Source organism: Xanthomonas sp. DAR 35659 (assembly GCF_041242975.1).
Lineage (GTDB): Bacteria > Pseudomonadota > Gammaproteobacteria > Xanthomonadales > Xanthomonadaceae > Xanthomonas_A > Xanthomonas_A medicagonis.
Map to the genome: position 1 here is coordinate 2,280,875 of NZ_CP162488.1, position 17,948 is coordinate 2,298,822.

At 70.1% G+C, this 17,948-nt stretch carries 17 protein-coding genes; 8 read left to right on the forward strand and 9 right to left on the reverse strand.

Annotation, left to right across the window (positions count from 1 at the left end; all coding sequences use genetic code 11):
• Positions 1–41 precede the first annotated feature (41 nt).
• The 4 genes from epmA to gyrA all read left to right on the forward strand — a co-directional run bounded on the left by epmA (position 42) and on the right by gyrA (position 6,077).
• Positions 42–1,001 carry an EF-P lysine aminoacylase EpmA gene (gene epmA / locus AB3X07_RS09715; RefSeq protein WP_369944301.1) on the forward strand — a complete coding sequence of 320 codons (960 nt, stop codon included), beginning with the start codon at positions 42–44 and terminating at the stop codon, positions 999–1,001.
• Positions 1,002–1,133: 132 nt separating this feature from the next.
• Positions 1,134–1,841: a DUF3011 domain-containing protein gene (locus tag AB3X07_RS09720; RefSeq protein ID WP_369944302.1), complete on the forward strand. Its 708-nt coding sequence runs from the start codon at positions 1,134–1,136 to the stop codon at positions 1,839–1,841.
• A 126-nt stretch (positions 1,842–1,967) separates the two neighbouring features.
• Positions 1,968–3,032 (forward strand): S-methyl-5-thioribose-1-phosphate isomerase, encoded by a 1,065-nt coding sequence (mtnA, locus tag AB3X07_RS09725; RefSeq protein WP_369944303.1) that lies wholly within the window; start codon positions 1,968–1,970, stop codon positions 3,030–3,032.
• Positions 3,033–3,254: 222 nt separating this feature from the next.
• Positions 3,255–6,077: a DNA gyrase subunit A gene (gyrA, locus tag AB3X07_RS09730; RefSeq protein WP_369944304.1), complete on the forward strand. Its 2,823-nt coding sequence runs from the start codon at positions 3,255–3,257 to the stop codon at positions 6,075–6,077.
• Positions 6,078–6,168: 91 nt separating this feature from the next.
• Here the strand turns inward: gyrA and AB3X07_RS09735 are convergent, their stop codons facing one another.
• A complete protein-coding gene (locus tag AB3X07_RS09735; RefSeq protein ID WP_369944305.1) occupies positions 6,169–6,450 on the reverse strand; it encodes a hypothetical protein in 282 nt (93 codons plus the stop codon).
• A gap of 22 nt (positions 6,451–6,472) precedes the next feature.
• Here AB3X07_RS09735 and AB3X07_RS09740 point away from each other — a divergent pair, with 22 nt between their 5' ends.
• Together AB3X07_RS09740 and AB3X07_RS09745 are read left to right on the forward strand one after the other, a co-directional pair.
• On the forward strand, positions 6,473–6,706 hold the full coding sequence (locus AB3X07_RS09740) for a hypothetical protein (RefSeq protein ID WP_369944306.1): 234 nt from the start codon (positions 6,473–6,475) through the stop codon (positions 6,704–6,706).
• A gap of 137 nt (positions 6,707–6,843) precedes the next feature.
• Entirely contained in the window at positions 6,844–9,321 is a 2,478-nt protein-coding gene (locus AB3X07_RS09745) for a membrane-bound PQQ-dependent dehydrogenase, glucose/quinate/shikimate family (protein WP_369944307.1), read from the forward strand.
• A 308-nt stretch (positions 9,322–9,629) separates the two neighbouring features.
• Here AB3X07_RS09745 and AB3X07_RS09750 read toward each other — a convergent pair whose 3' ends face one another.
• Complete coding sequence (locus AB3X07_RS09750) at positions 9,630–10,484, reverse strand: hypothetical protein (RefSeq protein ID WP_369944308.1); 855 nt, start codon at positions 10,482–10,484, stop codon at positions 9,630–9,632.
• 140 nt (positions 10,485–10,624) lie between these two features.
• Between AB3X07_RS09750 and AB3X07_RS09755 the strand changes: the two genes are divergently transcribed.
• On the forward strand, positions 10,625–11,041 hold the full coding sequence (locus AB3X07_RS09755; RefSeq protein WP_369944309.1) for a hypothetical protein: 417 nt from the start codon (positions 10,625–10,627) through the stop codon (positions 11,039–11,041).
• 258 nt (positions 11,042–11,299) lie between these two features.
• Here the strand turns inward: AB3X07_RS09755 and AB3X07_RS09760 are convergent, their stop codons facing one another.
• A complete protein-coding gene (locus AB3X07_RS09760; protein WP_369944310.1) occupies positions 11,300–11,692 on the reverse strand; it encodes a DUF3037 domain-containing protein in 393 nt (130 codons plus the stop codon).
• On the reverse strand, positions 11,670–12,446 hold the full coding sequence (locus AB3X07_RS09765; protein WP_369944311.1) for a HipA family kinase: 777 nt from the start codon (positions 12,444–12,446) through the stop codon (positions 11,670–11,672). Before AB3X07_RS09765 ends, AB3X07_RS09760 begins: the two co-directional genes overlap by 23 nt.
• Positions 12,447–12,490: 44 nt before the next feature.
• Here AB3X07_RS09765 and AB3X07_RS09770 point away from each other — a divergent pair, with 44 nt between their 5' ends.
• On the forward strand, positions 12,491–13,165 hold the full coding sequence (locus AB3X07_RS09770) for a GNAT family N-acetyltransferase (protein WP_369944312.1): 675 nt from the start codon (positions 12,491–12,493) through the stop codon (positions 13,163–13,165).
• 49 nt (positions 13,166–13,214) lie between these two features.
• Here the strand turns inward: AB3X07_RS09770 and AB3X07_RS09775 are convergent, their stop codons facing one another.
• From AB3X07_RS09775 to hutG, 5 genes are all read right to left on the reverse strand, one after another.
• Positions 13,215–13,841, reverse strand: coding sequence for a TetR/AcrR family transcriptional regulator (locus tag AB3X07_RS09775; protein WP_369944313.1), 627 nt, complete (start codon positions 13,839–13,841; stop codon positions 13,215–13,217).
• Positions 13,841–14,098: an acyl-CoA-binding protein gene (locus AB3X07_RS09780; protein WP_369944314.1), complete on the reverse strand. Its 258-nt coding sequence runs from the start codon at positions 14,096–14,098 to the stop codon at positions 13,841–13,843. The genes AB3X07_RS09775 and AB3X07_RS09780 overlap by 1 nt, the downstream gene beginning before the upstream one ends.
• 136 nt (positions 14,099–14,234) lie before the next feature.
• Positions 14,235–14,975, reverse strand: coding sequence for a hypothetical protein (locus AB3X07_RS09785; RefSeq protein WP_369944315.1), 741 nt, complete (start codon positions 14,973–14,975; stop codon positions 14,235–14,237).
• A gap of 342 nt (positions 14,976–15,317) precedes the next feature.
• On the reverse strand, positions 15,318–16,985 hold the full coding sequence (gene hutU, locus AB3X07_RS09790) for a urocanate hydratase (protein ID WP_369944316.1): 1,668 nt from the start codon (positions 16,983–16,985) through the stop codon (positions 15,318–15,320).
• Positions 16,986–17,033: 48 nt separating this feature from the next.
• On the reverse strand, positions 17,034–17,897 hold the full coding sequence (hutG, locus tag AB3X07_RS09795; RefSeq protein WP_369944317.1) for an N-formylglutamate deformylase: 864 nt from the start codon (positions 17,895–17,897) through the stop codon (positions 17,034–17,036).
• Between the last annotated feature and the right edge of the window lie 51 nt (positions 17,898–17,948).

The window sequence follows — 17,948 nt, forward strand, 5'->3', positions numbered from 1 at the left end:
GGCGCGCCGCCCATGCCGCGTCGGTCGGGCGCAGCGCGGCGATGAGCGCTGCGCCGGATCTGGACGGGTTGCGCCTGCGCGCCGCGCTCAACGCCCGCATCCGTGCCTTCTTCGCCGCGCGCGACGTGCTCGAGGTGGAGACGCCGATGCTGTCGGTGGCCGGCAACACCGAGCCCAACATCGACAGCTTCCAGACCCGCTTCAGCGGCCATGTCGATGCCGGCCCGGCGCTGCGCTGGCTGCGCACCTCGCCCGAATACCCGTTGAAGCGGCTGCTCGCCGCCGGGGTCGGCGACTGCTACGAATTGGGCCGGGTGTTCCGCAACGGCGAGGCCGGCGGCCGCCACAATCCCGAGTTCACCATGCTGGAGTGGTATCGGGTCGGCTGGAATCACCTGCAACTGGTGGACGAGACCGTGGCGCTGGTGCGCGAGGCGCTGGCGTTGGTCGCGCGCAGCGCTACGCTGCACGTTGTCACCTACCGGCAATTGTTCCTTGAGACGCTGGGCCTGGATCCGTTCCAGGCGCCGCTGGAGGCGCTGCAGCAGCCGTTGCGCGAGGTGCGCATCGATGGCGACGGGCTGACCCGCGACGATTGGCTCGATCTGCTGATGACCCACCGGCTGCAGGTCGCGTTCCCGGCCGAGCGCATCACCGTCGTTCACGACTGGCCGGCCACCCAGTGCGCGCTGGCGCGCATCCGCGACGACGAGCCGCCGGTGGCCGAGCGCTTCGAGTTGTACCTGGGCGGCTACGAACTGGCCAACGGCTACCACGAACTCAACGATGCCGCCGAGCAGCGCCGCCGCTTCCTGCGCGATCACGCGCTGCGCCACGCGCGCGGCGCGGTGCTGCCGCCGTTGGACGAGCGTTTGCTGCAGGCCTTGCCGGGTCTGCCCGACTGCGCGGGCGTCGCGGTCGGCGTGGATCGGTTGCTGATGGCGATGCGCGGCACCGCGCGCATCGCCGACGTGCTCGCCTACGATTTCGCGCGTGCCTGAACGGCGCTGCGTTCAGCGCGCATTTTCTTGCTTTGTCGACACAGATGATGGTTTGATCCAGCCACGCATGCGGTCGATGCGCGGTGGAGTCGTTTCGTTGTTCAGGTTCTACGCACGGGGGCAGCGCCAGGCATGAAGTGGTCGTACGGGCTCGGCAACTGGTGTTGGCTGGGATTGGCGGTCGGCGCGTGGCCGACGGCGGTGCCTGCGCAGGCGCAAGACGGCTATGCGGCCGCGGTGGTGCGCTGCGAGTCGCGCGACATGAGTTGGGTGCATTGCCCGATGCCGACCGAGCAGGGCGTGGAACTGATCCGGCAGTTGTCCGACAACGACTGCATCCGCGGCAGCGAATGGGGCGTGGACGGCAGCGGCGTGTGGGTGACGCTGGGCTGTCGCGCCGAATTCCGCGCCAATCCGCCCGAGCCGGCGCGCAGCGCGATGCGCCGCGTCCTGCGCTGCGAATCCGACGGCCGGGTCGAGACCTGCCCGGTGATGCTGCGCGGCGCGCCGGTGCGGCTGATGCGCCAGCTGTCCTCGGTGCCGTGCCGCGAGGAGCGCAGTTGGGGCGTGCGCCGCAACGAGATCTGGGTGTCGCGCGGCTGCCGCGGCGAGTTCGAGATTGGCGCCAGCGACGGTTCCGGCTTTCCGGCAGGCGCGCGTGCGGTGCTGTGCGAATCCAAGGGCCGCGCGCGCCGGCGCTGCGGCGTCAGCATCCATGACGGCGCGCAGTTGCGGCGTCAGTTATCCGGCACCGCCTGCGTGCAGGACGAAAGCTGGGGATGGGACCGCGACGGCATCTGGGTGGACAAGGGCTGCCGCGCGGAATTCAGCGTCAACTGAACGCTCCATCCCCATAGCGCGCCGGCGGGCGCTGGCAGCCTCCATGCCTGCCGCGGCCGCATTCCGCGGCCGCATTTGCCCATTCCTCTCTCCACTCCGTCATGCGGCGCCGTCTACAATGGGACGATGAACGCCGCCCCCGCTATCGACTACGCCCGCTACGACCATATCCGCCCGATCCTGTGGACCGGCGATGCGCTGGAACTGCTCGACCAGCGCAAGTTGCCGTTCGTGGTCGAGCACGTGCGCTGCACCGACAGCGACCAGGTCGCCGAGGCCATCCACACGCTCGCCGTGCGCGGTGCGCCGGCGATCGGCATCGCCGCCGGCTGGGGCGTGGTGCTGGCCGCGCGCGACCTCCAGGCCGACGATGGCGCGCAGGCGCTGGCCAAGCTGGAGCCGGCGCTGCAGCGGCTCAACGCGGCGCGTCCGACCGCGGTGAACCTGGCCTGGGCGCTGGCGCGCATGCGCAAGGCGCTGGCCGCGGCCGGCGCCGACTGGCGCGAGACGATCGCGCGGCAGGCGCAGGCGATCGCCGAGGAAGACCTCGCCGCCAATCGCCACATGGGCGCGCTCGGCGCCGGCCTGATCGCGCCCGGCAGCGGCGTGCTGACCCATTGCAACACCGGCTCGCTGGCCACCGCCGGCTTCGGCACCGCGCTGGGCGTGATCCGCGCCGGCATGGCCCAGGGCCGCATCGCCAAGGTGTTCGCCGGCGAGACCCGGCCGTGGCTGCAGGGCGCGCGGCTGACCGTGTGGGAACTGCAGCAGGACGGCATCGACGCGACCCTGATCGCCGATTCGGCCGCCGCGCACCTGATGAAGACCGGAGCGGTGCAGTGGGTGATCGTCGGCGCCGACCGCATCTGCGCCAACGGCGATACCGCCAACAAGATCGGCACCTACCAGCTGGCGATCGCCGCGCGCCATCACGGGGTCAGGTTCATGGTGGTGGCGCCGTCGTCCACGGTGGACATGGACACCGCCGACGGCGCGCGGATCGAGATCGAGCAGCGCGATCCCGGCGAGCTGTACGGGGTGGGCGGGGTGCGCACCGTGGCCGACGGCATCGCCGCCTGGAACCCGGTGTTCGACGTGACCCCGGGCGAGCTGATCGACGCCATCGTCACCGAGCGCGGGGTGATCGAGCGGCCGGATGCCGAGCGCATGCGCGCCGCCTTCGGCGGCTGACCCGGACACCGCCGCGCGGTCCCCGAAACTGACTCCGAAACGGCCCGCGAGCTCACGCAAGTGCTTGTTCGCGCCGGCAAAAACCCGGGCATTCGCGGGCCTGTCATGCTAGAATCCGGCGGTTCGATCGACCGCTGTGCGCCGTAGGTTCTCGGCGCCGGCAGGCCCGCGTGCCGCGGGCCGACGTCGTGGTCGATTAGCCACCAGACTTACGGAACCCGAATGGCAGAATCCGCCAAGGAAATCATCCAGGTCAACCTGGAAGACGAGATGCGCAAGAGCTACCTCGATTACGCGATGAGCGTGATCGTGGGGCGTGCCCTCCCGGATGCGCGCGACGGCCTCAAGCCGGTGCATCGCCGCGTGTTGTTCGCGATGAACGAGTTGGGCGCGCACAGCAACAAGCCCTACTACAAGTCGGCGCGCATCGTCGGCGACGTCATCGGTAAGTACCACCCGCACGGTGACCAGTCGGTGTACGACACCCTGGTGCGCATGGCGCAGCCGTTCTCGCTGCGCTACCTGATGGTGGACGGGCAGGGCAACTTCGGTTCGGTCGACGGCGACTCGGCGGCGGCGATGCGCTACACCGAGGCGCGCATGTCGCGCCTGGCGCACGAAATGATGGCCGACATCGACAAGGAAACCGTCGATTTCCAGCCCAACTACGACGAGAAGGAACAGGAACCGTCGGTGATGCCGACCCGGTTCCCGAGCCTGCTGGTCAACGGCTCGGCCGGCATCGCGGTGGGCATGGCCACCAACATCCCGCCGCACAACCTGACCGAGTCGATCAACGCCTGCCTGGCGCTGATCGACAATCCGCAGATCGACGTCGACGGCTTGATGGAATACATCCCCGGCCCGGATTTCCCGACCGCCGGCATCGTCAACGGCACCAGCGGCATCGTCGCCGGCTACCGCACCGGCCGCGGCCGCGTGCGCATGCGCGCCAAGGCCGAGATCGAGATCCAGGACAACGGCCGCGAAGCGATCGTGGTCACCGAGATCCCGTACCAGGTGAACAAGGCGCGGCTGATCGAGAAGATCGCCGAGCTGGTCAAGGAAAAGAAGCTCGAGGGCATCAGCGAGCTGCGCGACGAGTCCGACAAGGACGGCATGCGCATCTACATCGAGGTCAAGCGCGGCGAAGCCGCCGACGTGGTGCTGAACAACCTGTACCAGCAGACCCAGATGGAGTCGGTGTTCGGCATCAACATGGTGGCGCTGGTCGATGGCCGCCCGCAGCTGCTGAACCTCAAGCAGATGCTGGAGGCGTTCGTCCGCCACCGCCGCGAAGTGGTGACCCGCCGCACCATCTTCGAGCTGCGCAAGGCGCGCGCCCGCGCGCACATCCTCGAAGGCCTGACCGTCGCGCTGGCCAACATCGACGAGATGATCGAGCTGATCAAGACCTCGGCCAACCCGCAGGAAGCGCGCGAGCGCATGCTGGCCAAGACCTGGCAGCCCGGCCTGGTCGGCGCGCTGCTCGGCGCGGCCGGCGCCGAGGCCTCGCAGCCGGAGGATCTGCCGGCCGGGGCCGGCCTGGTCGCCGGCGGCTATCAGCTGACCGAGGTGCAGGCCACGCAGATCCTGGAGATGCGCCTGCACCGCCTGACCGGCCTGGAGCAGGAACGGCTGACCGAGGAATACAAGCAGTTGCTGGAGGCGATCGCCGGGCTGATCCGGATCCTGGAGAACCCCGACGTGCTGTTGCAGGTGATCCGCGACGAGCTGGTCAGCATCCGCGAGGAATACGGCGACGCGCGCCGCACCGAGATCCGCCACAGCGAGGAAGACCTCGACATCCTCGACCTGATCGCGCCGGAAGACGTGGTGGTGACCCTGTCGCATGCCGGCTACGCCAAGCGCCAGCCGGTCAGCGCCTACCGCGCGCAGCGCCGCGGCGGCCGCGGCCGCAGCGCGGCGGCGACCAAGGAAGAGGATTTCATCGACCAGCTGTGGCTGGTCAACACCCACGACACGCTGCTGACCTTCACCAGCAGCGGCAAGGTGTTCTGGCTGCCGGTGTACCAGTTGCCGGAGGCCGGCCCGAACGCGCGCGGCCGCCCGATCATCAACTGGATCCCGCTGGAGAACGGTGAGCGCGTGCAGGCGGTGCTGCCGGTGCGCGATTACGCCGACGGCCGCTACGTGTTCTTCGCCACCCGCAACGGCATGGTCAAGAAGACGCCGCTGAGCGAGTTCGCGTTCCAGTTGCGCCGCGGCAAGGTCGCGATCAACCTCGACGAGGGCGACGCCCTGGTCGGCGTGGCGCTGACCGACGGCGAGCGCGACGTGCTGCTGTTCGCGTCCAACGGCAAGACCGTGCGCTTCTCCGAGCGTCCCAAGGACGACGAGGCCGAGGACGTGGTCATCGACGACGCGGTGAGCGACGACGCTGCCGCGGCCGACGACGAGGTCGCGGGCGAGGAGGGCGAGGACGCCCGCGGCGCGCGCCGCAAGAGCCGCGGCGGGGTCAAGCCGACCGGCCGCAGCAGCCGTGGCGTGCGCGGCATCCGCCTGGCCAAGAGCGAGTACGTGGTCAGCCTGATCGTGGCCGAGCCGGCCGTCGGCCAGGACGAGGACGCCGACGACGTCGACGCCGCGGCGGACACAGAGGTCGAGGCCGAGGCGCGTAACGGCGACGAGGTCGATGCCTACATCCTCACCGCGACCGAGAACGGCTACGGCAAGCGCACCCCGCTCGGCGAGTACCCGCGCAAGGGCCGTGGCACCCAGGGCGTGATCGGCATCCAGACCAGCGAGCGCAACGGCAAGCTGGTGGGCGCGGTGCTGTTGAGCGCCCGCGACGAGGTGCTGTTGATCTCCGACGGCGGCACCCTGGTGCGGACCCGCGCCTCGGAAATCTCCCGCGTCGGCCGCAATACCCAGGGCGTGACCCTGATCCGGCTGTCCAAGGGCGAGAAGCTGCAGGCGGTGGAGCGCCTGGACGGCTCGCTGGTCGAGGACGAACCGGTCGAGGCGGTCGCCGGCGAAGAGGGCGGCGTCGACGTCGCCAGCGAGTTGCCGTCGCAGGACTGAGTCCTGCGCAAGCGGTAGGCGACGACGCCGGCGCTATGCCGGCGTCGTCGTTTCTGCAAGCCCGCAAGTGCAACATCCTTGCCGCGATCGCCTACGGATTGGCCACAAGCAACTTCCACGCGTGGGAGATGCCTGTCTGATGCAGAGAGGTCGCCTGATGCGTCAGGAAGGATGGGTCGCCGTCGGCACCGTTCAGTACATGCACTTCGGTCTTGCCGTTACCACCGATGTGGACACGGACGAGGACAATGGCGACCACGAGATCGGACTGGCCAAAGCCGTCGAGGACGGCGACGACGCGTGCAACCAGCGCCGCGAGGACCGCTGCGGGGGGCAAGCCGATCGGACGCCGCCGCGGCAGCGTATGGGGCATCCGACTGGCCAAGAGCGAAGACGTGGTCAGTCTGATCGTGGTCGAGCCGGCCGAGGGCCAGCACGAGAATGCCGAGGACATGGAGACAGCGCCGGAGGCCGGCGTCGAGGCCGAGGCCGTGGTGCGCGATGGAGACGAACCCGATGCCTGCATCTTCATTGCCACGGTGCCTGTAGCGCTATCGCCAGCGCGCTTTCGCGGCAGCGCGCGGAAACGGCAGCGTTGCGGCCTGCCGCGTGCATGCCGGCAATCCTGATGGAACGCAGCATGTCGTCTTCTGTGCCGCGATAGAACGCGCCGTGTTCACTTGCGGCTTGGGATAACGGTCCGCGGCGCGATCGCGCGCATGCCGCAGCGGATGTTCCGCGCGGCGCTTCCTGCGAGGAATTTTTCATGAACGATCTTGATCAAACACAGCGCCGCGGCCGTTGGCCGCTGCTGCTGCTGGGCAGCGCCTGCGCGCTGATCGGCCTGGTGCTGGCGGCCGGCGGTGTGTGGCTGCTGGCGCTGGGCGGCTCCTGGTATTACCTGGTCGGCGGGCTGGGTCTGCTGCTGTCGGGCGTATTGCTGGCGCGTGGCAGGCGCAGCGGCGCGGTGTGGTTCGCGGCGACTTTCGCAGTGTCGCTGCTGTGGGCGGCCTGGGAATCGGGCGCCGATTACTGGCGCTGGGTGCCGCGCATGGGCCTGATGGTGTTCCTGGGCCTGTTGGTGGCGCTGGCCTTGCCGCGCTTGCAGCGTCCGTTCTCGCGCGGCCTGTCGCGCGGCCTGGCCGTGGCGCTGGCGCTGGTGTTCGTGGCCGCCTTCGCGCTGGCCTTCGTGCCGTATGGGGTGACCGAGGCCGACGGCCTGCTCGCGCACGCCGCCGGCATCGCGGCGGCGGCGCGGACGCCGCGTGCCGGCGCGCAGCCGGCCGAGGCGCCGGCCGACGCCGACTGGGCCGCGTACGGCCGCGACAACGCCGGCAGTCGCTACAGTCCGCTGCGCCAGATCACGCCCGGCAACGTGGCGCAGTTGCAGACCGCGTGGACCTTCCGCACCGGCGACCTGCCGGACAAGCGCTGGGGCGCGGAGACCACGCCGCTGAAGATCGGCGACAGCCTGTACCTGTGCACCGCGCGCAATCAACTGATCGCGCTGGACGCGCGCAGCGGGCGGCAGCGGTGGCGCTACGATCCGAAGGTGGCGGACAACTCGATTCCCTACACCGCCGCCTGCCGCGGCGTCAGCTACTACGAAGTGCCGGACGCGGCCAATGCCGCCTCGGCGGCGGCGCAGGACGGCGTGGCGGGGCAGGTCGCCCCAGGCAGCGCGCCGCGCGCCTGCCGCAGCCGCATCATCGAGGGCACCCTGGATGGCCGCCTGATCGCGGTCGATGCCGCCAGCGGCACGCCATGCGAGGACTTCGGCACGCACGGCCAGGTCGACATCACCGTCGGCATGGGCGAGACGCCGCCGGGCTACGTCTCGATCAATTCGCCGCCGACCATCGTGCGCGGCGTGGTCGTCACCGGCCATCAAGTGCTGGACGGACAGCAGCGCTACGAGCCCTCGGGCGTGATCCAGGGCTTCGACGCGGTGACCGGCGCGTTGCGCTGGGCCTGGGACATGACCCGGCCGGACTGGAACGGCACACCGCCGCCGGGCCAGACCTGGACCCGCGGCACGCCCAACATGTGGACCTCGGCGGCGGGCGACGAGCAACTGGGCTACGTCTACCTGCCGATGGGCAATTCCAGCGCCGATTACTGGAGCGGTTCGCGCACCGCGGCCGAGGACAAGTACGCGACCTCGCTGGTCGCCCTGGACGTCACCACCGGCAAGCCGGTGTGGAATTTCCAGACCACCCACATCGACGTGTGGGATTACGACCTGGGGTCGCAGCCGACGCTGGTGGATTTCCCTCGCGATGGCGGCACCGTGCCCGCGGTGATCCTGCCCAGCAAGCAGGGCGAGATCTACGTGCTCGATCGCCGCAGCGGCACGCCGCTGGTCGGCGTCGAGGAGCGGCCGGTGCCCGGCGGTGGCGTCGAACCGCGGCGCCGCGCCAAGACCCAGCCGTTCTCGCGGTACCACTCGCTGCGCAAGCCGGACCTGAGCGAGCGCGACATGTGGGGCATCACCCCGATCGACCAGTTGGTGTGCCGCATCCAGTTCCGCAGCGCCAGCTACAAGGGCATCTACACGCCGCCGGAGGCCGATCGCCATTCGATCGAATATCCCGGCTACAACGGTGGTTCGGACTGGGGCAGCGTGGCGGTGGATCCGCAGCGCGGGGTGATCGTCGCCAATTACAACGACATGCCCAACTACAACCGGCTGGTGCCGCGGGCCAAGGCCGACAAGCTCGGCTGGGCGCCGCGCGATCAGGTGCGTGGCGATGCGGGCGGCGCGGAAGGCGCGGGTGATCCGCAGGCCGGCACGCCGTACGCGATCAACGTCAATGCCGGCTGGCGGCTGCCGTTCACCGGGTTGCTGTGCAAGCAGCCGCCGTACGGCGGCATCCGCGCGATCGACCTGGCCAGCGGCAAGACCCTGTGGGACCGCCCGCTGGGCAGCGCGCGCGGCAACGGCCCGTTCGGCATCCACTCCGGCCTGCCGATCGAGATCGGCACGCCGAACAACGGCGGCGCGGTGATCAGCGCCAGCGGCTTGATCTTCATCGCCGCGACCACCGACGACATGATCCGCGCGATCGACCTGGCGACCGGCAAGCGCGTGTGGGAGGCCAAGCTGCCCGCTGGCGGCCAGGCCACGCCGATGCTGTATGCGGTGGATGGCCGCGAGTACCTGGTGATCGTGGCCGGCGGCCACCACTTCATGGAAACGAAGAAGGGCGACTATGTGATCGCCTATGCGTTGCCGGCGTCGTAAGCGCGCGGCGAACGCAGCGACGCGTCGCTGTCTGTGCGGGGTGCCGCTGCGCACGGTCGTCCTATCTTCGCCGCGTCTTCTGGAGCGGCTTCAGGGCATCTTGGATACCCCGCTTTGCCGCGGCTCGGCGGGACGCCTCGCGACCCTCGCAGGAGCGTGTCCAGCTGCGGCGGACATTTCCGGAAGAGCCCGTCGCGGCTGAAGCCGCTCCTACAGTGAGGCTTGCGTGGCTAACAGAGGCGCCTGGCGACGCGCAGCGGCGAGCGCTGGTCGCGCAGAAGGGCGGCCTGGAAAATGTCGGATTCCGGCTATTCCAACTGCTCGGCGGCGAAAGCCGCGTCCAGCGCCTCCATCGCATCGCGCGGCTTCAGCTTGGCGGCTTTTTCGAAGGCGGCCGCGGCCGCATCCTCGCGCTTGTCGCCATACAGCAACAGCAGCACGTTGGCGTGTTCGACGTGGGCGATCGGGGCGTCCGGAACCAGTTTCAGCGCCTGCTGGATGTGCTGCTCGGCGGTGGCCGCCTTGGCGCCGTAGGTGAGGCCGCCGATCATCGCTCCGACCTTGCCGATGATCTCGGCGTGGTACAGGGCCAACGCCATGTGCGCCTCGGCATGCTTGGGTTCCCGTTCCAGCGCCGCTTCCAGCGACGCGCGCACCTTGCCGGCGATGCCCTGCTTGAGCGCCTTGACGATGCTCAGGCCCTGGCTATACCGGCCCAGCGCGAAGGCGTGGCGGTAGTGGCTGTTGGCTTCGTCCGGCAGCGCGGCGATCGCCGCCTCGGCCAGCGTCGCGGCCTGCTGCAGCCGCTGCAACTGCTCCTTGTCGTCTTCGACCAGATAGCCGGCGTGGATGCCGATCGCCTTGACCGCGACCGAGGCGCCGAACACGCCCAGCGCCTTGCCGGCCTCGTAGGCCTGCTGGAACTGTCCTTGGTGGAAGGCGCGCCAGGCCTCGATCAGCGCCGCCGACAAGGTTTGCGCATCGTGGCCTTTGCCCGCTTTGCCGGCGGCATCGAGCAGCGCTTGGGCGCGCGCCGGATCGGGGTAGGGCTCGCGGTCGCCGGCGTGCAGTTTCGGCCACGCCTTCTTCAACGCCTCGCCCGGATAGGCGTAGGCCTTGGCGTCGTGCGGAAACGGCGCCCATGCGATCGGTTTTGCTGCCATGCCTGGCCTCCCTGTGGTCGCGCCGAGCATGGCGCGGCGGCGACGGCCTGGCAAGCTGCAGCGCGGATAGTGTGTTTGCTCAAGCCGCGCTCGCCAGCATGCAGGGCATCGATGCCGCCGCAGGCATCCAGGAGAGCACGATGGCGACCAAGAAGCGTTCCACCTCCACCCCGCGCAGCGAGGCCCTGGCGCCGCGCCACCTGTGGCTGGCCGGCCTGGGCCTGGTCTCGCTGACCCGCAAGCGCGCGTTGGCCGCCGCGGCCGATGCCAGGACCGGCGCCAATGCCGTGAAGGCGGCGCTGGCGCAACTGGCCGACGACGCCGAGGCCGGCGTGCGCGAGGGCGCCGCGGCGCTGCGCGGGCAGGTGCGGCCGTTGAGCGCCGAGGTCGAGGCGCGGCTGCAGCCGGTGCTGGTCAAGCTTGGCCTGCAGCCCGCCGCGCGCGCCTCCGCGCGCAAGCGTCCGGCCGCGGCCAAGCCCGCCAAGCGCGCGACCAAGAAGACCGCCGCTGCGCGGCGTCCTCGCCCGGCCGCCAAGCGCAGCGCGCGTTCTAGGTAACGGCGGCGCGGGCCTGGCGCGTGATGGGACGCGCCAGGCTCACCCAGGGTTTGGAACGGCATGAAGCCAGCCTCCAAGGCCGCATGGGGCCTGGCGGATCAGCTACCCGCGTTGCAAGGAAATGCATGGCCTTGTCGGTCCAGGGGCTGCGGCGCTGATCGACTGCATCTTTGTGGGAGCGACGTCCAGTCGCGACGGGCATTCCCGCTAGAGCGTCGCGACTGGACGTCGCTCCCACAAGGTGTCGAGACGGCATCGCTAGCGCGGCGGACGCACCATGCGTTCCAGCAGGTGCTCGAGCACCTGCTCGGGGTGCAGGGTGCGGCCGACATGCGCCGAGGACATCTGGATCACCGAGCTGCGCTTCGCGGTCAGCCAGTGGAAGCGCGCGCGTGGCGGCAGCAGCGCGATCGGGCCGGCGTCGGCGTCGCCGCGGCAGATCGCCGGGATCGCGTCGAGGTAGGGACGCAGGCGCTCGATGTCCAGGGTCGGGTCCAGCGCGTGCAGGCGTGCCGGCTGCAGCTCGATCGCCGCCTGCAGCAGCTTGGAGGTTGGGCACGACACGATCACCCCGACGTTGACGAATTCCTCGCGCTCCACCCGCGGCACCACGCGGATGACCGCGTAGTCATAGGTATGCGGCGTGCGCACGCAGCGCCTCCTCGACGAAGCCGGCGCGCTGCGCCAGACGCCGTTTCAGGTAGTCGGCATAGGCCTGACGATGCGCGTCCAGGGTGTCGAAGCAGGCTTCGGCCTGCAGCCAGGCATCCGGGATCCGCGCCACGATCGCATCGATGACCGCATCGGTCAGCCGCGGCGCCAGTTCCGCGTCGGCCTGGGCGATGGCGCTGGCGTAGGGCAACAGCACGTGGTCGCGGATGCGTGGGAACGCCGAGGCGCTGGCGCCGCCGGCATGTTCCCAGTCGTGGTGGAAGTACAGCGCCGCGCCGTGGTCGATCAGCATCAGCTTGCCGTGCCAGACCATCAGGTTGGTGTTGCGCGCGGTGCGGTCGACGTTGGTCACGTAGGCATCGAACCAGACGATCGCCGACGCCAGCGCGGGGTCCGGGCGCAAGGCGGCCGGATCGTAGTTGAGCGCGCCGGGCAGGTAGTCCAGCGCCAGGTTCAGGCCCTCGCTGGCGCGGATCAGGTCCTGGATCTCCGGGTCCGGCTCGGTGCGCGCGAACTCGCGGTCGAGCAGCGCGAACACCAGCTCCGGCATGGGCAGGCCGAGCACGCGCGCCAGTTCGCCGCCGAGCAGTTCGGCGATCAGCGCCTTGGGGCCTTGCCCGGCGCCGCGGAACTTCAACACGTACAGGCCGTCGTCGTCGGCCTCGACCACCGCGGGCAACGAGCCGCCTTCGCGCAGCGGGGTCACGTAGCGGGTGGCGACGACGGTTCTCACGCGGATGGCGGGCGGCGGCGAGGGCAGGGCGGCAAGCCTAGCCGATGCCGGCGGCGCTTGGCGAATCGGCGCGAGCGTCGCGGATCAGCGGCCGTGTCGGCAGCACATCGCGGACAAGATGGTCGAACGCTGCGAGTCGTGCGGTGCGAGGCGGCGACCTCGCGCGCGGCCGGCGCGCTCGGGCATACTCGCCCGACATGATCCGAGACGGCGACACCATGCAGATCCGGCTCGCCACCCACGACGATGCCGCCGCGATGGTCGCGGTGCAGAACGCCATCTTCGCCGCCGGCCTGCGCAAGGCGCCGACCGACCTGGCGGTGGTCCGCGCCACCTATCTCGATCATCCCGATCGCCTCCAGTGCGTGCTCGCCGACGACGGCGACGGCGACGGCGACGGCGGCATCCTCGGCTTCCAGTCGCTGCGCATCGCGCGTCCGGGCAACCTCTACGACGTGGCCGAGGGCTGGGGCATCATCGGCACCCATGTCGACCCGCGGGCCGCGCGCCGCGGCGTCGGCAGTGCGCTGTTTCGGGCCACCTGCGCGGCGGCGCGCCGCGCCGGACTGACCCGGATCGATGCCAGCATCGCCGCCGACAATGCGCTCGGGCAGGCGTACTACGACGCCATCGGGTTTCGCACGTATCGCACGCCGCCGGGGCTGGTGTGCAAGGTCTATTCGCTCGACGGTGGCGTGCCGCGTGCTGCAGCCGAATGATCGGCGTCGCGCCCGGCGCTGCGCGTAGGCGCACGCGGGGCAGGGCGACTCAGTCCAGGTAGGCGTCCATCAGCGCAGCCAGATGCGCGCGTTCGGCGTCGCGCAGGAACGGCGCGATCAGCCGCATCACCTGCACAATGCCTTGGCGGATCGCCAGTTGCTCGTCCTTTTCGCCGCGCGCGGCGGCGTAGTTGAGCCAGAACGTGGCGACCACCAGCACGTTGGTGGCGATGCCGCCCAGGTCCTGCGCGCTGACGCGCATCGCCCCGGCTTGCGCCAGTCCCTGGAACACCGCCTGCACGCTGTCGTCGGCGCGGCGCAGGATGCGCGCGAAGCGCAGGCGCAGGCGCCGGCTGCGGCTGAGGATCTCGATCAGGTCGCGATACAGGAACCGGTAGTCCCAGATGCACTCGAACACCAGGTGCAGCTGCAGCCAGATGTCCTCCAGCCCCGGCAACCGTGCGCTCGGCAAGGCCAGCGCCGCGTCCATGCGCTCCTCGTAGCGCGCGAACAGGTGCTCGATGATGTCGTCCTTGTTGCGGAAGTGGTAGTACAGGTTGCCCGGGCTGATCTCCAGCTCGTCGGCGATGTGGTTGGTGGTGACGTGCGGCTCGCCTTGCGCGTTGAACATCGCCAGCGCGGTATCGAGGATGCGTCGCCGCGTGTCGCGTGCCATCAGGCCAGCAGCTTCTTCACCAGGTCCACGTATTTCTTCTGCGCCTCGGCCTGCGGCATGCCCTTGAGCTTGGCCCAGGCCTCGTACTTGGCAGTGCCGACGAAGTCGAAGAAGCCGGGCTTGGCGCCGGCGACGTCGCCTTCGGCGCCCTGTTTGTACAGCGCGTACAGGCGCAGCAGGGTGTCGTTGTCGGGGCGCTCCTCGCGCTGCTTGATGTCCTGGGCCGCTTTTTCGAAGGCTGCCTTGATGTCCGCCATGGTGTCGCTCCCTCCCTGACCGGCACGCATCACAGCACGGGCGGCTGGCCCGGTCAACGCAGGACGCCGGCAACGCCGGCAGCGGGGCGCTGGTGCCGTGGCGGCAGCGCGCGCCGGCGGCTTTGGCCCGCGCGGATCAGGCGGCCGAGGCCGTCTGCGCGGGCGCGGCGGCCTGCAGTTGCAGCTGCGCCTGTTCCTGGCGGGCCAGCGAGGCCTTGGCCGCGATCGAGCGGATCGCGTCGGTCACGTCGGCCAGCGGGACATGGCTGCTCAGGCGCTGGAAGGTGTCGCGGCTGTTGTAGCCGGAACCGTCCTTGAGATATTGCTCGTACATCGACAGCAGCTCGGTGCAGGCCGCGGTCAGGGTATCGACGTTGCCGCGGGCCAGCGCATGGCCGATCTGGTCGAGGCTGTGCAGGCAGTCGGACAGCCAATGCAGGTCGTAGCGGGCGTTGCTCGGCTCCGGCGCGTTGTGGCCGCGGCTGTAGGCGCTGTAGCGGCGGATGCTCCTGGCCACGCGCGCGACGTGCGCCAGCAGCGTGCCGATTTCCCCGGAGATATCCAGGCGTTCCATCACCTGGATCGGCACCGGCGGCGGCGCCACGGCCGGCGGCGCGGTTCCCGGCTCCTGCGTCTGCTGGTCCACCGTCTGCCGCAGGTTGGCGTAGGCCTGTTGCAGTGCTTCGAGTTCGCGCGCGCCGGCCGCCGCGCGCGCCTTCAGCTGTGCCAGCGCCATCTGGTGACGCTCCAGGCTGTCCTGCGCGCTCGCCTGTTGCTGTTGCTCGTCGCGCATGCGCCCGTAGAACATCCAGGCCAGGATGCTGGCGGCGAGTGCCCAGAGCGCGAGGGCGGGAGTCAGATAGAGCAGGATGCCCATGAAGGCTCCTCGAAACGTTGCATCTCTTGTCGGCGCGCCTTGGGCAATCTTGAGTGCGTGTGTCGCAAGACGTGACTTCGATCGCGCTGGAGTCTGGACGGCAGCAGCAGCGCCGGGTATGGGCCTGCGCGAAGTGCCGGCGCGCGCGCAGCCACACCAATGCCGCGCCGGACGTGGCGGAATGCTGCGTACCTCGGCGTCGGCGTCAGCGTGGTGACGGTCGGCGAGATCGCGAACGAAGCGGGCAGCTCCAGCATGCTGCCGCGCTCCGCGCGATCGCGGTGGCGCTCGGGTTCCCTGCGCGAGGGGCTGGCGGGTTCGGTGAAACCCGCGCGGACGTCTTCAGCCCAGAATGCCGGGCAGATCCAGCCCCTTCTCCTTCGCGCAGGCCAGCGCGATCTCATAGCCCGCATCCGCGTGGCGCATCACCCCGCTGGCCGGGTCGTTCCACAACACACGGGCGATGCGCTTGGCCGCCGCCTCGGTGCCGTCGCAGACGATGACCATGCCGGCGTGCTGCGAGAAGCCCATGCCGACGCCGCCGCCGTGGTGCAGCGAGACCCAGGTGGCGCCGCTGGCGGTGTTGAGCAGGGCGTTGAGCAGCGGCCAGTCGGAGACCGCGTCGGAACCGTCGGCCATCGCCTCGGTCTCGCGGTTCGGCGAAGCGACGCTGCCGCTGTCCAGGTGGTCGCGGCCGATCACCACCGGTGCCTTCAGTTCGCCGCTGGCGACCATCTCGTTGAACGCCAGTCCCAGGCGGTCGCGCTCGCCCAGGCCGACCCAGCAGATGCGCGCCGGCAGGCCCTGGAACTGGATCTTCTCGGCGGCCATGTCCAACCAGCGGTGCAGGTGCGGGTTGTCCGGGATCAGTTCCTTGACCTTGGCATCGGTCTTGGCGATGTCTTCCGGATCGCCGCTCAGCGCGGCCCAGCGGAACGGGCCGACGCCGCGGCAGAACAGCGGGCGGATATAGGCCGGCACGAAGCCGGGGAAGTCGAAGGCATTGGCCACGCCTTCCTCCAGCGCCATCTGCCGCAGGTTGTTGCCGTAGTCCACGGTCGGCACGCCCAGCGCGTGGAAGCCGAGCATGGCGCGGATGTGGTTGGCCATCGAGGCGCGCGCGGCCTGTTCCACCTCCTTCGGCGCGGACACGCGCTTTGCGTCCCACTGCTCGACCGTCCAGCCCTGCGGCAGGTAGCCGTTGACCGGGTCGTGCGCGGAGGTCTGGTCGGTCAGCAGGTCCGGCTTGACCCCGCGCGCCAGCAGCTCGGCGAGCACGTCGGCGACGTTGCCGAGCAGACCGACCGAACGCGGCGTCTTCGCCGCGCAGGCTTCGGCGATCAGGCGCAGCGCCTCGTCCAGCGAATCGGTCCAGGTGTCCAGGTAGCCGGTGCGCAGGCGCATGTCGATGCTGCTCTTGCGGCACTCCACCGCCAGGCATGAGGCGCCGGCCATCACCGCGGCCAGCGGCTGCGCGCCGCCCATGCCGCCGAGGCCGCCGGTGAACAGCCACTTGCCGGACAGATCACCGCCGTAGTGTTGCCGGCCCATCTCCACGAAGGTCTCGTAGGTGCCCTGGACGATGCCCTGCGCGCCGATGTAGATCCAACTGCCGGCGGTCATCTGGCCGTACATCGCCAGGCCCTTCTTATCCAGTTCGTTGAAGTGGTCCCAGTTGGCCCAGCGCGGCACCAGGTTGGAGTTGGCGATCAGCACCCGCGGCGCGTCGGCATGGGTGCGGAACACGCCGACCGGCTTGCCCGACTGCACCAGCAGGGTCTGGTCGTCCTCCAGCCGGGTGAGCGTCTCGACGATCGCGTCGAAGCTCTCCCAGTCGCGTGCGGCGCGGCCGATGCCGCCGTACACCACCAGTTCCTGCGGACGCTCGGCCACGTCCGGGTGCAGGTTGTTCATCAGCATGCGCAGCGGCGCTTCGGTCAGCCAGCTCTTGGCGGTGAGGGTGCTGCCGGCGGGGGCGTGGATGCGGCGGGTGGCGTCGAGGCGGGTCATGCGGGAATCCTCAGGTGGATGCGCGGAAGGCGGAACGCGGTGCGCGCGTCAGTCGGCGGCGCGGCTGGACGCGGCGGGGCTGCGGGCGAAGGCGAGGCAGGCCTGCAGCACCTGCTGCAGCACCGCGCGCAATGGCGCGGCATAGTCGGGTTGCCAGGGCGAGGGCCAGATAGTGGGATCGACCGTCTCCGGCTCGTGCATGTAGCCGCGACAGGCCAGTTCCATCTGGATGGCGTGCACGCCATCGGTCGGCGCGCCGTGGTGGCGGGTACTCCAGCCGCCCTTGAAGCGGCCGTTGCGCACATGGCTGAAGCCGCTGTCGGCGCAGACGCGTTCGACCGCATCGGTCAGCGCTGCCGCGCAACTGCTGTCCACCGCGCCGGAGGCGCCGGCGCTGCCGATGTTGAACTGCGGCAGCTCGCCGTCGAACAGGTGCGGGATGCGCGAGCGGATCGAGTGCGCGTCGTACACCACGATCGCCGGGTGCAGGGCGCGCAGGCGCGCGATCTCCGCATCCAACGCGGCGTGGTACGGCGCGAACCACTGCACGCGGCGTCGTTCGATCTCGGCCGCGTCGGGTTCGGCGCCGGGCCGGTACAGCGGCTGCGCATCGAAGGTGGTCAGCGGGCACAGCCCGGTGGTGTTCTGCCCGGGATACAGCGACACCCCGGCCGGGTCGCGGTTGACGTCGATCACCGAGCGCGAGATCGCGGTGCGCACCGTGGTCGCGCCGAGCGCTTCGGCGAAGTCGTACAGCAGGTGCACCCACCAGTCGGCATCGCGCTGCGCCAGCCATGGCGAGACGAAGCGGTCGGCCAGCGCCTCCGGCAGCTCGGTGCCGGTGTGCGGGAAGCTGAGAATCAGCGGCGCATCGCCGCGGTGCACACTGAGCCAGTCTGGGAGGGATGTCATAGGGCCTCGCGCGTTGTGCTGTTCTGTAGGAGCGGCTTCAGCCGCGACCGG

Excerpts from the sequence above, each read along its gene's own strand:
- AB3X07_RS09720 (WP_369944302.1), top strand. The coding sequence starts at position 1,134 with ATGAAGTGGTCGTACGGGCTCGGCAACTGGTGTTGGCTGGGATTGGCG.
- AB3X07_RS09755 (WP_369944309.1), top strand. The coding sequence starts at position 10,625 with ATGGCGACCAAGAAGCGTTCCACCTCCACCCCGCGCAGCGAGGCCCTG.
- epmA (WP_369944301.1), top strand. The coding sequence starts at position 42 with ATGAGCGCTGCGCCGGATCTGGACGGGTTGCGCCTGCGCGCCGCGCTC.
- hutU (WP_369944316.1), bottom strand. The coding sequence starts at position 16,985 with ATGACCCGCCTCGACGCCACCCGCCGCATCCACGCCCCCGCCGGCAGC.
- hutG (WP_369944317.1), bottom strand. The coding sequence starts at position 17,897 with ATGACATCCCTCCCAGACTGGCTCAGTGTGCACCGCGGCGATGCGCCG.
- AB3X07_RS09735 (WP_369944305.1), bottom strand. The coding sequence starts at position 6,450 with ATGCCCCATACGCTGCCGCGGCGGCGTCCGATCGGCTTGCCCCCCGCA.
- AB3X07_RS09780 (WP_369944314.1), bottom strand. The coding sequence starts at position 14,098 with ATGGCGGACATCAAGGCAGCCTTCGAAAAAGCGGCCCAGGACATCAAG.
- AB3X07_RS09745 (WP_369944307.1), top strand. The coding sequence starts at position 6,844 with ATGAACGATCTTGATCAAACACAGCGCCGCGGCCGTTGGCCGCTGCTG.
- gyrA (WP_369944304.1), top strand. The coding sequence starts at position 3,255 with ATGGCAGAATCCGCCAAGGAAATCATCCAGGTCAACCTGGAAGACGAG.
- AB3X07_RS09770 (WP_369944312.1), top strand. The coding sequence starts at position 12,491 with ATGCCGGCGGCGCTTGGCGAATCGGCGCGAGCGTCGCGGATCAGCGGC.
- AB3X07_RS09785 (WP_369944315.1), bottom strand. The coding sequence starts at position 14,975 with ATGGGCATCCTGCTCTATCTGACTCCCGCCCTCGCGCTCTGGGCACTC.
- AB3X07_RS09775 (WP_369944313.1), bottom strand. The coding sequence starts at position 13,841 with ATGGCACGCGACACGCGGCGACGCATCCTCGATACCGCGCTGGCGATG.
- AB3X07_RS09750 (WP_369944308.1), bottom strand. The coding sequence starts at position 10,484 with ATGGCAGCAAAACCGATCGCATGGGCGCCGTTTCCGCACGACGCCAAG.
- mtnA (WP_369944303.1), top strand. The coding sequence starts at position 1,968 with ATGAACGCCGCCCCCGCTATCGACTACGCCCGCTACGACCATATCCGC.